This is a genomic window from Streptomyces sp. CGMCC 4.7035, from assembly GCF_031583065.1.
GTDB lineage: Bacteria > Actinomycetota > Actinomycetes > Streptomycetales > Streptomycetaceae > Streptomyces > Streptomyces yaanensis.
This window is the reverse complement of record NZ_CP134053.1, coordinates 555127-570955: the sequence shown is the minus strand read 5'-3', so window position 1 is coordinate 570955 and position 15829 is coordinate 555127. Positions and strand designations below refer to the sequence as shown.

Sequence of the window (15829 nt, the reverse complement as noted above, 5' to 3'; positions counted from 1 at the left end):
AGCAGGCCGTTAGGGTGGCGTCGTGGTGAACGCAGCGGGCAAGTTCGGCCCCTACAACCAGCCGGGTGCGGCGCGGCCGGCGTCGGTCGCCGGGATACGGGACGCCCGTGTCCTGCCCGGTAGGGGCCAGACGGGATCGGAGCTCGTCCGCTCACGGATCGCACTGCAGGTCCGCCTGAAGACCGTGTCACCGGGAGACCGCCTGGCGGACGCCGGCGTACTCGCCGAGGAGCTGGGAATCAGTGAGATCACCGTGCGCCGCGCGCTTGAGGGGATGTGCCAGGACGGACTGCTCGACCGCCGACGAGGCCGGGCGGGCGGGACCTTCGTCGCGCCGGGCTGGGACACGGTCGTCGCTCTGATGCACGACGCCGACGAGGCGGCCTCCCTGGACGCCTTCCACCTGCTACTGGAGTGCGGTCTCGTGGCGCAGAGCGCGGACGGGATCCCGGCCGATCAGCTCGACGGGCTGCGAGTGCTGGTCGAGGAGATGGACCTGTCCGACGACTCGGCACGACTGCTCGAACTGGAGACACGCTTCCACCTCGACCTCGCCGAGGCGCTCGGCGGCGCCGGAATCCGCGAGTTCGCCGCCGACCTGCTCGGCCGGCTGTGCCTGCTGCTGCCCGCTCCGGCGCCCGCGGTGGTACGGGAGCGGAACCGCTGCCACGCCGAACTGCTCACCGAGCTCGGCCGCGGCGCGATGGACCCGGCCGTGCGGGCGGTGAAGGCACACCAGCACGCCGGCCCGAGCTGATGCCCGCCCGAGCCGACGCCCGCTCGCGCCGACCCGAGTACCGGCCACTCCTCACGCACCGACCCGAGTCCGGCAACCCCGCACCCCCCTCGCGCCGCCCCACCACAGAAGGAGCCGCCGCCATGTCCGACCCCGGAGCCATCGGCCCGTCGTCGACTTCGGGCCCCGTCGGCGGCGCACCCCAGCGCCTGCGCGGCGGCGTTCTCGGCATGGCGGACATCGCCGCCGCCACGATGGCCAACGTCGGCCCGGCCATGAGCTTCTTCTTCGGCTTCGCCTTCCTCGCCGTCACCGCGGGTGTCGCGTCCCCGCTGACCATCGTCGCCGCGGGCATCGCGGTCGCGCTGCTGGGCAACACCCTCGCCCAGTTCTCCCGCGCGCACCCCTCCGCGGGCAGCTTCATCACCTTCGTCGGCAAGACCTTCGGCCCGGTCAGCGCGGTGACCACGGCCCTGCTGGCCGGCCTCGGCTACATCATCGCGATGGCCTCCGTCATCGCGATCTCGGGCGGCTTCGTACAGATCACCCTGCACCACTACACCGGCATCGATTTGCCGTGGATCATCTGGACGCTGCTGCTGACCGGGCTGTCGGTCGTACTGATGCTGCGCGGGGTCGTGGTCTCCACCAAGTGGGCCGGCTACTTCTTCGGCGTGGAGATGCTGGTGCTGGTCGTGGTGTCCGTCGCAGCGATCGTCGAGCACCGCGGCCATCTCTCCGCCGACCCGTTCCTGCCGAGCCACCTCAGCCACGGCCTCAAGGGCCTGGCGGCCGGCTTCCCGCTGGCGGTGTACCTGTTCATCGGCTGGGAGAACTCGGCGGCGCTGGCCGAGGAGACGGAGAACCCGCGGCGCAACGTCGGCCGCGCCGTGTTCTTCTCCATCGCGATCATGACCGTGAGCTACGTCCTCTTCTCCTACGCCACGGTGACCGGCTTCGACTACGACGTGGCCAAGCTGGGCGACGCCCGCCTCCCCTTCATCGACGTCGCCCACCACACGCTCGGCGCACTGGCCTTCCTCGCCTACATCGGGGGCCTGACCTCCACCCTCGGCGTGCTGATCGCCGGCATCAACTCCCAGGCCCGCCTGGTGTTCAACGCCGGACGGGAGGGGCTGCTCCCGTCCTTCTTCGGCTATGTGCACCCCACCCGCCGTACGCCGACCAACGCGATCGTCACCTTCGCCGCCATCTCCCTGCTGATCATCGGAGGCTGGGGCCTGGGCCATCTCCTCGGGCCCGACGGCGGCTCGATGAACCCCGTCGTCTTCTTCACCGAGTCCTCCAGCCTGGGCGCGATCCTGATTCTGCTGGTCTACCTCGCGTCCAACATCGCGCTGCCGCTGTACTACCGCAGATACCGTCCGCAGGAGTTCCGGACGGTCCGGCACCTGGTGCTGCCCGCGATCGGCACCCTGGCCATCCTGGTTCCGCTCTACTACCTCGCCAAGCCCGGACAGCCCGCGCCGTACAGCTGGTTCCCGGTCGCGGCACTGGCCGCCCTGCTCGGCGCCGTCGGTTACGCGACGCTCCTGGTCCGCCGCGACCCGAACCTGGCCGAACGTGTCGGCTCCGTCGTCGCCGACGCGGAGTGAGCACGTTCGAACCCGTGGGCGGCCCGGCGGCCCCTAGAACCCCTCCTCCACCACCACCGACACCGCAAGCTCCCGCAGTTCCTCCTCCAGTTGGAGGATCAGCGGATGGTCGGCGGGGTGGACGCGCAGATAGATGGCGCGGGCCGTCTCCAGGTCCTCGGTCGCCCGCTCCCGCTGGGCCTGCCCCAGGTGAATCAGGGCCCTGCGGTAGCAGGCCTCGGCCACATAGGGGTGCTGGGAGCCGTACTTGTCCGTGTAGATGCGGTGGGCGTTCCTGACCTCCGTCATGGCCGCCTCGCTGTTGCCCTGGTCGTGCAGCAGATGCGAGTAGCGCACCAGGGCACACGCCCGGTCGGGGTGGTCGCCGTTCATATGGGGCGCCGACAGGACATGGTCGAAGATGCGCTTCGCCTCCGCGAGCAGGCGCTCGGACTCCCGGTCGCCGGGTGAGGAGCGCTCGCGCACGCCCAGGCGCCCTCCCCTGCCCCGGTACTTCTCCGCCCGTTGCCTGAGAGTCTCCCCCAGGTGGACGGAGGAGGACAGGACCACGGGATGGCCCTCCGCGTAGCCCGCGTCCCGGAGGATCTCCAGGGCGATCCTCAGATGGCGCTCCGCCGACTCCAGGTCGTGCAGGTCCAGCTGCGCGAGGCCGAGTGCCTGGTGCACGAACGCCGAGCGGTTGCGGCGGGCCGGGTCGCCGCCGCCCGGCGCGTTCTCCAGCAGGTGCAGCGCCTCACGGTGGTGGGCCACGGACTCCGGCAGCCTTCCCTGCCGCCAGCGGACGAGCCCGAGGTCGCACAGCGTCTCGGCCACCTTCACCGGATCGACCTCGGCCCGCCTGCGCAGCCGTCGCAACGTCTGCTCCGCGGCCTCGGACGCCCCAGGGAAATCGCCGAGTTCGCGCAGCACCCGGCCCAGTTGCAACCTGCTCTCCAGCGTGTGGAGGTCGCCGTCGCCGAGCAGCCGGGTACGGATCTCCAGGGCGCGCTCGGCGAACCCGCGCGCCTCCGGCAGTTCGGCGCACTCCACCTTGAGCCGGCTGATGCAGACCAGGGTGTCGGCGACCAGCCCGTGCGTGCGGCCCCAGCGCTCCTCCCGCTGGTGCAGGGCCTCCGTCAGTAGCCGCTCCGCCTCGTCGCGGTCGCCCTGCACCCGGAAGTACTCCCCCACGCTCTGCAGCAGCTCGGCGGTGTTCTCGTCGGCGACGCCCAGCTCCCGGCAGTGGTCCAGGACGGTGCGTGCGTGCGGGAGCAGTTCCACACACCGCGGCCAGGTGTTCTCCCGCTCCGGGTCCTCCGGGAACCACCCGTCGACCAGTCGGGCGGCGTCGGCCGCGTGGACCGTGCGCTCGCTGTCCGTCATCACGTCACGGATCACCGCCTGCACCCGGGTGTGCATGGCCAGCTGGCCCTCGCCCGTCAGCAGGGAGTAGCTCTTGGCGGTCTCCTTGATCCTGCGGTGGCGCACCGGATCCGTCACGCCGTCGGCGAGGGACGCGGGCAGCAGATCGGCACGGTCCGCCTCGGCTTCGAAGAAGTAGCTCGGGATGCCGCGCGGTGCGAGGAACGCGCACAGCCGCAGCAGCAGGCCGGCGAGTTCGTCCTTCGCCTCCACCTGGTTGAAGGAGAGGATCCAGGCCTCCGCGCCGCTGGAGTCGGCCTCCAGCAGGTCCAGGTACGAGTCGATGTCGGGCGAGTGGCGCAGGGACGCGGCCGCGTGCTCCAGCGGAAGCGGCAGCCGGCCCAGGCGTTCGACGATGCGCGTGAGTCCGGCGTCGTCGTCGATCCCGGTCGCGTCCCGGAGGAAGTCCACCGCCTCCTCGGTGGTGAACGCCTCCAGGGCGATGCGGTTCGGGGCGATCCGCTGCCAGACGGGGTTGACCGAGGTGATCAGCACCTGGCCGCCGTTCCGCGCGTCGGGGAGCAGTTCCCGGATGGCGGAGTCGTCCTCGGCGCCGTCGTAGATCAGCAGGGACTTGGTCCTGGGCAGTTCGTTGAGGAGGAGGCGGCGCAGGGTCTGTTCCGGGTCGGTCTCCTCCTGGGGTGCGGGCGCCCCCGACCGGTCGTCGCGCACGCGCTGGAGCTTGCGCGCCAGGTCGATCAGGCTCGCGCGGGCCGTGGGGGCGTGGCCGGCCTGCACCATCCAGATGACGTCGAACAGATCCTCGTACTGGCGTGCGTACTCCAGGGCGAGGGTGGTCTTGCCGATGCCGCTGAGCCCGTGGATCGCGCAGATCCGGCCCTCTCCCGCGACGTTCGCCTTGCCCAGCACCGAGCGCAGCAGGGCGAGCTCGGTACGGCGGGCGGTGAAGTGGTGGACGCCGCGCGGTTCGAGATTGGTGACCAGCGGGCCGAGGCCCGGGTAGCGCGGTTCGGCCTCGCCGGCCACATGGGCGGCCGTGTAGTCGGGCAGCGGCACGGCGCCGGCCTGGTGCAGCCGGGCGTCGACGGTCGCCGCCGCGTCGTCGGCCGTGCGGCCGGCCAGGTCCAGCACCTCGTGGCCCGCCCAGCGGGTCGGTACGGGGGTGCGGTGCGAGGTCACCAGGGCCAGTACGGACCTGCCGCGCGACCACGTCGGACGGTGCTGGTCGTGGGTGTGGTCCGGGTCCGCCAGCGCCCGGGAGACGATGACGAGTTCATGGTCGGGGGCGATCTCCGGGGGCGGCGGCACGGGCTGCCCGGCGGCCGGCCAGGCCCGGGTGGAGGTGAGGTATCCGATGCGGCGCAGCCGCCAGGCCAGCCAGTGGGCCCAGGGCTCGTCGCCGTGCGGATGGCTGATCAGCACCTGGGGCGGGGGACCGCCCGCGCGGGCGCGCAGCGAGTTCGCGGAATAGGCCCCGAGGCCGGTCCCCACCGCGAGCAGGCAGATCATCAGCGCCTGGGCACCGCCGTCGACGAACTTGACCCCGGTGCCCGCGCCGGCGGCGACCGCCGCACCCGCGAACACCATTGCCTGGTCCAGGCGCCGCCGGACCCTGTTGTTACGGCGCATGGATCCCCCTGCCCGACACCGCACCCCCATACGGACCATCAATTATGGGGCGTGGAGCGACTTTTGGCGCCCGTGCTGCGCACATTGATCCCCGGGAGACATCCCCGGAAACGCCGGGAAGCGCCCGGCCCCGCATGATGGCTGACGGCGGCGGAGAGCCGTTAAGGTTGCTCCCCACCACGTGCGGATGTATCCCTCGATGGACCGCCCTCGTTACTTGCGAGGATGCGACGCATCCCCGACAGGCCGAGCCGGCACAGGCGCAGTGGCCACGCGGCGCTTCGGAAAGGTACTCCAGTGATCGACTCCGCCGCCCCCGAGGCCGGCCTCCAGCCGTTTCTGCACGACACGGTGATCTGCCTGGCCGCGCCGTCCTTCGCGCTGTCGTCCCCCGACGGGCAGCTGCGCGGCACGGGGGTCGACGGTTTCTACGACCAGGACCGCAGGCTGCTGCACACACTCCGCGTGCTCGTCGACGGCCTGGAGCCCGAACCGGTCGACCACTGCTCGCCCGGTGCCCGCCAGGCCGTGTTCCGGGCGATGTGCCGGGACGCCGCCGACCCGACGTCCGCGCCCTGGCTGCTGGTCACGCGGGAGCGCGCCGTACGGCATCCGGGCGACGAGGACCTCGGTGACGTCGTCCGGCTGCACAACGTCGGTGCGCGGGAGGTGCGCTGCACGTTCTCCGTGGTGGCCGCCACCGATCTCGCGGACGTCGCCACGGTCAAGGCGGGCGCCGCCACGGACGACGTCCCGTGCACACCGGTGGACGGCGCCGACCCCGGGGTGCGCTGGCTGTGCCCGCAGGACAAGAGCCGGGTCGTGCTGAGGGCCCTGCCCGGCCCGACGGCGGCGCACCCCCGGCCCGAGCCGGAGATCGTCCTGGGCGGCGGGGAACACCCCGGCCGGGCCGAGCTGCGCTGGGAGCTAGTGCTGGCGCCGGACGAGGAGTGGTCCGTCCAGCTGCTCGTGCACGGCAAGACCACGACCGTCGCGGGCTACCCCGTACCGCCCCGTCGGCCCGCCCCGTGGGCCACCCCCGAGGTCACCGGACATCCGCGGCTCGCGGCACTGCTGCGGCGCGGTCTCGCCGATCTGGAGGCGCTGCGGCTCGCCGACCCCGAAGGGACGACCGGGGAGCGCGAGGACCAGTTCGTGGCCGCCGGATGCCCGTGGTTCCTGGGACTGTTCGGCCGGGACAGCATCTGGGCGGCGCGGATGATGCTCCCGCTCGGCACCGGCCTGGCCGGCGGCACGCTCCGGTCGCTCGCCCGGCGCCAGGGCCGGCAGGACGACGCGTTCACCGAGGAGGCCCCGGGGCGGATCCTGCACGAGCTGCGGCCCGCCGAGACGCGCCACGGCCACGGCGGCATGGTGCTGCCGGCCCGCTACTACGGCTCCGTGGACGCGACCCCGCTGTTCGTCGTCCTGCTGCACGAGGCCTGGAAGTGGGGGCTGGCGGAGTCGGAGCTGCGACGGCTGCTGCCGCACGCCCGCGAGGCCATGGGCTGGGTCGCCCGCGCGATGGGCCCCGACGACCTGATCCGCTACGGCAAGGGCCGGGCGAACGGGCTGCTGCACCAGGGGTGGAAGGACTCCCCCGACGCGATCCGCGACTCCGAGGGCCGGCACATCGAACCGCCCATCGCGCTGTGCGAGGTGCAGGGATACGCGTACCAGGCCGCGACCGGCTTCTGCGACATGCTCACCGCACTCGGCGCCGAGGCGGCGGAGGTCACACGATGGCGGGAGCGCGCGGAACGGCTGCGGGCCGCCTTCCACCGGTCCTTCTGGATCGACGAGCCGGACGGACGGCGCTATCCGGCCATCGCCGTCGACGCCGACGGACACCCGGTCAGCGGCCCGGCGTCCAACATGGGGCATCTGCTGAACTCGGGCATCCTGCGCGACGACAAGGACTGCCGCCACATCGCCGAGGCCCTCGTCTCGGACGAACTGCGCACGCCCTGGGGGATCCGCACCCGGTCCGCGCGGCTGGCGGGATTCAACCCCTTCAGCTACCACGGCGGTTCGGTGTGGGCCCACGACTCCGCCATCGCCGTCCACGGACTGGCCTCGGCGGGCTTCCTGGACGAGGCCGCCGTCCTGCTCGACGGCATGCTCGACGCGGCATCGCATTTCGGCTACCAACTGCCCGAGCTGTATGCCGCCTACCCGTCGTCACGCTTCGACCGGCCGGCCCCGTATCCCCCGTCCTGCCGCCCCCAGGCCTGGGCCGCCGCCTCGGCCGCCCTGCTGTGCTCCGCGATGCTCGGCATCGAGGCCGACGCTCCCCGCCACCGTCTGACGGTACGTCCGATCGCGCCCTCGCTCCTGGGCCTCGATTCCCCCTACTCTGTTCGGGGGTTGAGGCTGGGGAACCATGAGGTCGAGGTACGGGTCGACGTCCACGGCGGCGCGGACGTACTCGGCGTCGACGGCCCCGGCTGGCGGGTCACCGCCTTCGGACCCCCGACGAACTGACGCACAGCGGTCCCCGACGAGAGGGAGACACGTGGGTGGTGGCGGGCGGGCGGAAGCGCGGCGTTCCATCGCCCTCGTGCACTGGGCCTTTCCGCCCACGGTCGGTGGCGTCGAGTCGCATCTCGCCGACTACGCCGCTCTGCTGGCCCGCAGGGGACACACGGTGACGCTGCTCACCGGTGAGACGAGGCCGCGGCCCGTCGACCGCGTCGAGATCCTCACCCATCCCCTGCTCAGACTGGCGGAGTACCAGCGCCGCACCGCGGGCCAGGACGGCGGCGCGAGACGGTGGCTGACGCCCGTCGAACAGGCACAGGCGGCCGAACTGCACCGCTGGCTCGCGCGGGTGGTGGACTCCCGTGGTGTGCGGCTCGTGCACGGGCACAACCTGCACCACTTCTCTCCGGTGCCCGCGCTCGCCCTGGGCCGCCTCCAGGAGCAGACGGGCACACCGCTGCTGCACACGTACCACAGCGTGTGGCCGGAGGACCCGTGGACGGCCCAGTTCTGCCGTTCCTGGGACGGCCACTACGTGGTGTCCGACTATCTCGCCTTCGCCTGCCGCACCCATCTCGGCATCCGCGCCCGGCGCGCCTATCTGGGGATCGCCACCGCCCGGTTCCGCGAACTGCCACCCGCGCCCGACGACGGCTCCTTCACCGTGCTCCTGCCCGCCCGGCTCATCCCCGACAAGGGGGCGGAGCTGGCCGTGCGCATGCTGGCCCGGCTCAGACAGTCCGGGCTGCCCGTCCGTCTGGTGCTCACCAGCCCGCACGAGGTGGTGGACTGGCACCGGGAGCAGCAGGGATTCCTGGAGCGGCTGGGCCGGCTGATCGACGGCCTCGGGCTGCGACCCCACGTGGAGCTGGTGCCGACCCCGAAAGAGCTGATGCCACGGCTGTACGCCCGCTCCCATGTGGTGGTGTACCCGTCGGACTATCCCGAACCGCTGGGCCTCGCACCGCTGGAGGCGATGTCGGCGGGGCGGCCCGTCGTGGTCACCGCGATCGGCGGGCTGCCGGAGGCGGTCGTCCACGGCCGGACCGGGTATGTGGTGACCCCGGGCAGTCTGGAACAACTCACCGACCGGGTAGGGCGGTTGCTGCTCGACCCGGGGCTGTCGAAACGCCTCGGCCAGGCGGGACGCCGGCACGTCGAGCGGCAGTTCAACCTGGACACGTACGCGGACAAGATGTGCGCCGCCTACGCGGCGCTGCCCGCCGACCGCGTCGAAGGGCTGCCGCGCAGCGGCTGAGACGCGAGGAGGGACGCCCCTGGACCGGGTCCCGGGGCGCCCCTTCTGTCAGTCCGTCACTTCACCGTCACCGTCACGTTCGGCGACACCGTCGTCCCACGGCTCACCCGGAACTTCTGGGTGCCCTTGTTCGTGAGCTTGACGTTGAAGGTGTAGACGCCGCCCTTCTTGACCGTGGTGGTCTTCACGGTGACCCACTTGGTGCCGTTGAGGCGCTGAAGCCGCAGCGTGCTGCCTACCGCCAGGCCCTTGGTGTGTTCCGTGAACACCACCGACTGACCGGGCTTCACCGAGGGCTTGTCGACCTTGACCATGATCGAGGTCGTGGTCCGCTTGGGAGGCGCCGCCTGCTGCTTCGGGGCCTCGGGGCGCGTCATCGACCCGCGGGACATCTTGGGCGACGGGCTCGGCGACGCGGCGGCGAACGCGGCGGCCGTTCCGCCCGTCAGCAGTGCGACGGAGAGCGCGCCTGCGGTGAGCGCACGGGTGGAGCGGGTGCGGAGTGAGGATTTCACGTTTCTCTCCTGTGCTACGACAGATCCCCCACTTACGGATCCCCCACTGCGCGCGCACTTCGAGGCTTCCACGGCGCCGACCGGGCGGCGACCCAGGTGTCACTGGATTGCAGCAACGGAAAGGTGACCGTCCGTGATCGCAGCAGGTGAACGGGGCGCCACACCGCCGACTTCTTACCTTGCGGTCACTTCGTGCCGACCGTCCGCAGCACCGTCAGCGCCAACGCGCGGGCCACCGACGCGATTTCGGTGACCGACACCCGTTCCCGCGCACTGTGCGCGAGGCGTACGTCCCCGGGCCCGTACTGCAGAGTCGGGATCCCCTCCCCCGTGTACAGCCGCAGATCACTGCCGTACGGCGCCCCGCGCTCCCGCAGCCGGGGGCCGCCCGTCGCGTCGGCGTGGGCGGTGGCGACCGTGTTCCGCAGCGGGTGACCCACCGGCAGCCGCCCGCTCGCGAACTGGCCGCCCGGCCACGTCACGACCGCCGGGTGCGTGCGCAGCCACGGGTCGGCCGCGCACGCCCGCGCCACACACCGCTCCAGGTCCGCGCGGGCGGCGGCCGGGTCCTCGTCGAGCCGGACGCCCAGCCGGCCCTCGGCGACCAGCAGGTCGGGCACGCTGCTGGCCCAGTCGCCGGAGCGCACGGTGCCGACCGACAGCGCATAGGGGATGGGGTACTCCGCCATCAGCGGGTCCGGGCCGGTGTTGCGCTCGGACTCCAGGGCGGCAAGGGCCCGGTGGATCGGTATGTACGCGTCGATCGCGCTCACCCCCTCGTCACGGGAGCTGGCGTGCGCCGCTCTGCCCGGTACCGCGATACGGAAGGTCAGCGCGCCCGCGTTGGCCGTCACCAGGGTGCCGCCGGTCGGCTCGGTGATCACACACGCGTCGCCCGTGTGCCCGCGCCGCAGCGTGCCGAAGGCTCCGAGCCCGCCGTCCTCCTCGCCGACCACGAAGTGCACGGCGACCCGCCCGCGCAGCCGCGCCCCGCTCGCCCGCACCGCCTCCAGCGCGGCCAGGTGCGCCACCAGGCCGGCCTTCATGTCACAGGCGCCGCGGCCGTGCACGATGTCCCCGACGGCCCTCGCCGTGAACGGGTCGCCCTCCCAGCTCGCGAGGTCCCCCGGCGGTACGACGTCCACATGGCCCTGGAGGATCAGGGTCGGTCCGTCGCCGCCGTCCGGGGTGGCGGCGACGAGACCCCAGGCCTCGTCCCGGGGCGCCTCGGCGCCGGGGAAGCCCGGGTCCGCCAGCAGCTCGGGCAGGTTCATCGACCACAGGTCGACGTCGAGCCCGAGCCGGTCCAGCCGTCCGGCCAGATCGTGCTGGATCTCCGACTCGGCCGGGCTCCCGGTCACGCTCGGGATCGCGATCAGCTCCCGCAGGGTCCGGGCGACGGCCGCCTCGTCGACGGCCGCCAGCGCGGCGGCCTCCTCTGCGCTGAACCGGGCTGCGGTCATGGACGCTTGCTCCTGTCACGAGACACCGCGGGTTCCAGCACCCGGCGGCGCGGGTGCCGCCACCCTAGGCGGACTCCTATGACGGGGCCCAGGGCCTGTCGCCACACTTCCGTCGTCCGCGCTCCCCTCGTCCGCCCGGAGGAGCGGGTCCCTCGGTGGTGTGGGGCAACGGCCGCGCGGGCGAAGCCGAGCGCAGGCCGGAGTGCGACGCCATCCGGTCGTGGTGCACAGGCCTCCGGGGCGCTCTCTGCCTACGCTGGAATCGCCGTCTCCTCGATGGCCGGAAACGTTCGCAGAGCCGTACGCCAGGAGAGCAAGCCGATGGCCGCCACGGAGCACGCCCGCCCGAGCCGGTTGCGGGCGTGGATGCTGGAGGGGCTGTCCGACATGGGCAAGGGCGCCCCGCAGGGCCCCCACGCCGAGCCCGAACCCCCGCACAAGGGCCAGCGCTGGTGGCGGGTGATGTGCCTGACCGGCGTCGACTACTTCTCGACCCTCGGCTACCAGCCCGGCATCGCCGCCCTCGCCGCCGGCCTGCTCTCTCCCATCGCCACCGTCGTCCTCGTCATCGTCACCCTGGCCGGCGCCCTGCCCGTCTACCGGCGGGTCGCCAAGGAGAGCCCGCACGGCCAGGGCTCCATCGCCATGCTGGAGCGGCTGCTGTCCTTCTGGAAGGGCAAGCTCTTCGTCCTCACCCTGCTGGGCTTCGCCGCCACCGACTTCCTGATCACCATCACTCTCTCGGCCGCCGACGCCTCCACCCACCTGGTCGAGAACCCCCACCTCGCCGGCGCGCTGCACGGCCGGCAGATGCTGATCACCCTGCTCCTGGTCGCCCTGCTGGGCGCGGTCTTCCTCAAGGGCTTCCTGGAGGCCATCGGCGTCGCGGTCTCCCTGGTCGGCATCTACCTGGCGCTGAACGCCGTGGTCGTGGTGGTGGGGCTGTGGCATGTACTGACGGCCGGGCACGTGGTCACCGACTGGACCAGTGCCCTGACCGCCGAGCACGGGAACGTCTTCGTCATGGTCGGCCTGGCACTGATCGTCTTCCCCAAACTGGCCCTCGGCCTGTCCGGCTTCGAGACCGGCGTGGCCGTCATGCCTCACGTGGAGGGCGACCCCGGCGACACGGAGGAGAAGCCCACCGGCCGGATCCGGGACACCCGGAAGCTGCTGACCACCGCCGCCGTGATCATGAGCGTCTTCCTGATCACCACCAGCTTCATCACCACGCTGCTGATCCCGGCGAACGAGTTCAAGCCCGGCGGCCCGGCCAACGGCCGCGCGCTGGCGTATCTGGCGCACGACTATCTCGGCAACACCTTCGGCACCGTCTACGACATCTCGACGATCGCGATCCTGTGGTTCGCGGGCGCCTCCGCGATGGCGGGACTGCTCAACCTCATGCCCCGCTATCTGCCCCGCTACGGCATGGCCCCGCACTGGGCCCGCGCGGTGCGCCCCATGGTCATCGTCTTCACCCTGGTCGCCTTCCTCGTCACCTGGATCTTCGACGCCAACGTCGACAAGCAGGGCGGCGCCTACGCCACCGGCGTGCTCGTGCTGATCAGCTCGGCGGCGATCGCGGTGACCATCGCCGCCCGCAAGGCCCGCCAGAAGGGCTGGACGATCGCCTTCGCGGTGATCGCCACGGTGTTCCTCTACACGACGGTCGCGAACGTCATCGAACGCCCGGACGGCGTGAAGATCGGCGCCTGCTTCATCGCCGGGATCATCCTCCTCTCGCTGGGGTCACGGCTCGCCCGCTCCTTCGAGCTACGCGTGACCAGCATGACCATGGACGACATGGCGGAGCGTTTCGTCCGGGACATCGCCAGCCGCCGCATCCGCTTCATCGCCAACGAGCCCGAGGAACGGGACATCACCGAGTACCGGGACAAGATCGAGCAGATCCGCAACGACAACGACCTCCCGCCGCAGGAGGACTTCGTCTTCGTGGAGGTGACGGTCGGCGACCCCTCGGAGTTCGAGGCGAGCATGAACGTACGAGGCGAAGTGATGCACGGCCGCTACCGCGTGCTCACCCTGGAGTCGTCCTCCATCCCCAACGCGCTCGCGGCGCTGTGCCTGCACGTGCGCGACTCGACGGGCTGCATCCCGCACATCTACTTCGAATGGACCGAGGGCAACCCGTTCGCCAACTTCCTGCGCTTCTTCCTCTTCGGCCAGGGCGAGGTGGCACCGGTGACCCGAGAGGTCCTACGAGAAGCAGAACCAGACCGCAAACGCCGCCCACGAGTCCACGTCGGCTGAACCCCGGACTGCGCCCACCCGGCAAGTGCCGGTGAGCGAAACCCACCCCTGGCCGCCCCCACCCCCCGGCACCCCTCTACTCGCCCCCGCCCGACGTCCCCCCACCCACCGTGAACCCGATAACCGACCCACCCCCCACGCGCCGATAGGCAAACGCCCCTCCCCCATGCGACATGGAAACCTCCCGCACGATCGACAACCCGAGCCCCGACCCGGGCAGACTCCGCGCATCGGCAGCCCGATAGAACCGGTCGAAGATCCGCATGAGGTCGTACTCCCCGATCCCGGGCCCCCGATCGAGGACCTCGACCCGCACACTGCCCAGCGGCGGCCCGCTGTCCGGCTCGTCGGAGGAGTCCTCCACCCGGGACGGATGCTCCGCACCCGTGACGACGATCTCGATCGGCGCCTTCCCGTCGCGGTCGAACTTCGTCGCGTTCTCCACCAGGTTGGACACCGCCCGCTGCAACGCCGTAGCCCGTCCGTCGACCGTCGTGTCACCGGTGACGCGGACGAGGATCTCGCGCCCCGTGCGGCGGCGGGCGATGGTCGCCACGTCCTCGGCGACGTCGCCGAGCGTCAGCCGCTGCACCGGTTCCGTGTCCGACTGTCCGGCCGCCAGGTCGACCAGCTCGTTCACCAGGTCGGTCAGCTCGCGGGACTCCTGGGCGAGGTCGGCGACCAGTTCCTCGCGGGCGGCGGGCGGCAGTTCGTCGATCCGGCGCAGGAGCGAGATGTTCGTACGCAGGGACGTCAGCGGCGTACGGAGTTCATGGCCCGCGTCCTGCACCAGGCGCCGCTGGTCCTCCTCCGACTGGGCCAGGCGTCCCAGCATGCGGTCGAAGGAGCGGCCGAGACGGGCCACCTCGTCGTTCCCGGTGACCGGCACCTGGATGCCGAGCCGCCGGGTGCGCGCCACGTCCTCGGCGGCACCGGCCAGCCGCACCAGCCGCCGGGTGATCCGCCGTGCCAGCCACCAGCCGAACAGCCCGGCCGCCAGCACCACCGCGCCGACCAGCAGGCCCGTTCGCTGCTGGAGGCTGCGCAGCAGGTCCTCGGTGCTGCTGAGCTCCTGGGCCACCTGCACCGCGCCCTGACCACGGCCGAGCGCGACGGTCGCGACCCGGTAGACATCGCCGCCGACATCGACGTTCCCGTGTTCCACCAGCTTGCCCGGCTTGGCGGTGTCCGCTGTCCTGCGGTCGTCGGCGCCGACGGGCAGCGCGGGGTTGGAGTGGTCGACAACCGCGCCACCATGTCCGAGCACCTGCACGACGGTGCGGCTGGGCCGGATGATGTCGTCGCGCGGGGTGTCGTGGTCCTTCTCGGAGATGGCGAAGTCGTCCGGCATCAGCTGCTTCTGGCTGACCTGGTCCCGTAGATCGGCCACCACCTGCGCGAACACGGTCTGCTGGTCCACCCGCACGAGACGGGCGGCGGCGTCGTAGCTCAGGAAGCCGACGAGGACCGTGACGCCGGCGGCCACGGCCGCGAACGACACGGTGAAGGTGGTCCGCAGCGACGACATCCGCCGCAGCCGGGACCGCAGCCGCAGTCGGCGGCGCAGCCCGCGCGGCAGCCGCCGCCACAGGCGCATTCCGGCCCCCGCGTCGTCCTCGGCGCCCGAACGCGGTGCTGGAGGCACTAGTCCTCCCTCAGTACGTACCCCACGCCGCGCACCGTGTGGATGAGCGCGGGGGCCCCCGGCTCGTCGAGCTTGCGCCGCAGATAGCCCACGTAGACGGCGAGGTTCTTGGAGCCGGGGCCGAAGTCGTAGCCCCAGATGCGGTCGTAGATGGTGGCGTGGTCGAGGACGATGCCGGCGTTGCGGGCGAGCAGCTCCAGCAGGTCGAACTCGGTCCGTGTGAGCTCCAGCTCGCGCTCGCCGCGCCAGGCGCGGCGCGCCTGTACGTCCATGCGCAGCCCGGCGACGGAGACCTGGCCGTTGGGGATCTTGTCCTCCTCCTTGGGCGCCTGGAAGACGGAGCCGTTGGTGCGGCGCAGCAAGGCCCGGAGCCGGGCGAAGACCTCCTCGACGTCGAACGGCTTCACCACGTAGTCGTCTGCGCCCGCGTCCAGGCCGGCGATCCGGTCTGCGGTCTCCACCAGGGCCGTGAGCATCAGGATCGGGGTGCGGTCGCCCTCGGCGCGCAGCACGCGGCACACCTGGAGGCCGTCGATGCCGGGCATCATCACATCGAGAACGAGCACGTCGGGCTGGGTGCGGTGGGCCTGGGCGAGGGCCTCCACCCCGTCGGCCACGGCGGTCACCCGGTAACCCTCCAGCGTCAGCGCGCGTTCCAGGGCATGACGGATGGCGCGGTCGTCCTCGGCGAGCAGCACTGTCTGGGTCACGCCACCAGTCTGCCAAGGCCATGGCGGCACACCACCGGGTGAGCCGGGCCGCGGGCGGGCTTCTTACCCGCCTCTCACCGCGCCGGACGGGGCGACTTACCTGGTCGGGCCAGGGTGTCGGCTACATCACGTGCCTCTCC

General features: G+C 71.9%; 10 protein-coding genes. 5 read left to right on the top strand and 5 right to left on the bottom strand.

The genetic code is table 11. The features are described 5' to 3' along the window. The first annotated feature begins 22 nt into the window (after window positions 1-22). Together Q2K21_RS02450 and Q2K21_RS02445 are read left to right on the top strand one after the other, a co-directional pair. On the top strand, window positions 23-757 hold the full coding sequence (locus Q2K21_RS02450) for a FadR/GntR family transcriptional regulator (RefSeq protein ID WP_310763632.1): 735 nt from the start codon (window positions 23-25) through the stop codon (window positions 755-757). A 122-nt stretch (window positions 758-879) separates the two neighbouring features. Beyond that, window positions 880-2352 carry an APC family permease gene (locus Q2K21_RS02445; RefSeq protein WP_310763630.1) on the top strand — a complete coding sequence of 491 codons (1473 nt, stop codon included), beginning with the start codon at window positions 880-882 and terminating at the stop codon, window positions 2350-2352. A 33-nt stretch (window positions 2353-2385) separates the two neighbouring features. On the opposite strand, the gene Q2K21_RS02440 is transcribed toward Q2K21_RS02445, so the two are convergent. Next, window positions 2386-5343 (bottom strand): tetratricopeptide repeat protein, encoded by a 2958-nt coding sequence (locus tag Q2K21_RS02440; protein WP_310763628.1) that lies wholly within the window; start codon window positions 5341-5343, stop codon window positions 2386-2388. A gap of 297 nt (window positions 5344-5640) precedes the next feature. Between Q2K21_RS02440 and Q2K21_RS02435 the strand changes: the two genes are divergently transcribed. Both Q2K21_RS02435 and Q2K21_RS02430 read left to right on the top strand, forming a co-directional pair. Continuing rightward, complete coding sequence (locus tag Q2K21_RS02435; RefSeq protein ID WP_310763627.1) at window positions 5641-7827, top strand: glycogen debranching N-terminal domain-containing protein; 2187 nt, start codon at window positions 5641-5643, stop codon at window positions 7825-7827. A 76-nt stretch (window positions 7828-7903) separates the two neighbouring features. Next, window positions 7904-9082, top strand: coding sequence for a glycosyltransferase family 4 protein (locus Q2K21_RS02430; protein WP_310763624.1), 1179 nt, complete (start codon window positions 7904-7906; stop codon window positions 9080-9082). Window positions 9083-9138: 56 nt separating this feature from the next. On the opposite strand, the gene Q2K21_RS02425 is transcribed toward Q2K21_RS02430, so the two are convergent. Beyond that, on the bottom strand, window positions 9139-9597 hold the full coding sequence (locus tag Q2K21_RS02425) for a hypothetical protein (RefSeq protein ID WP_310763623.1): 459 nt from the start codon (window positions 9595-9597) through the stop codon (window positions 9139-9141). 185 nt (window positions 9598-9782) lie between these two features. Continuing rightward, window positions 9783-11060, bottom strand: a complete 1278-nt coding sequence (locus Q2K21_RS02420) for an ArgE/DapE family deacylase (RefSeq protein ID WP_310763621.1) — start codon at window positions 11058-11060, stop codon at window positions 9783-9785. Window positions 11061-11381: 321 nt separating this feature from the next. Here Q2K21_RS02420 and Q2K21_RS02415 point away from each other — a divergent pair, with 321 nt between their 5' ends. Further along, complete coding sequence (locus Q2K21_RS02415) at window positions 11382-13334, top strand: APC family permease (RefSeq protein WP_310780557.1); 1953 nt, start codon at window positions 11382-11384, stop codon at window positions 13332-13334. A 76-nt stretch (window positions 13335-13410) separates the two neighbouring features. Here Q2K21_RS02415 and Q2K21_RS02410 read toward each other — a convergent pair whose 3' ends face one another. Together Q2K21_RS02410 and Q2K21_RS02405 are read right to left on the bottom strand one after the other, a co-directional pair. After that, on the bottom strand, window positions 13411-14931 hold the full coding sequence (locus tag Q2K21_RS02410) for a HAMP domain-containing sensor histidine kinase (RefSeq protein ID WP_386276157.1): 1521 nt from the start codon (window positions 14929-14931) through the stop codon (window positions 13411-13413). 47 nt (window positions 14932-14978) lie between these two features. Beyond that, complete coding sequence (locus Q2K21_RS02405; RefSeq protein ID WP_310763619.1) at window positions 14979-15689, bottom strand: response regulator transcription factor; 711 nt, start codon at window positions 15687-15689, stop codon at window positions 14979-14981. Window positions 15690-15829 lie beyond the last annotated feature (140 nt).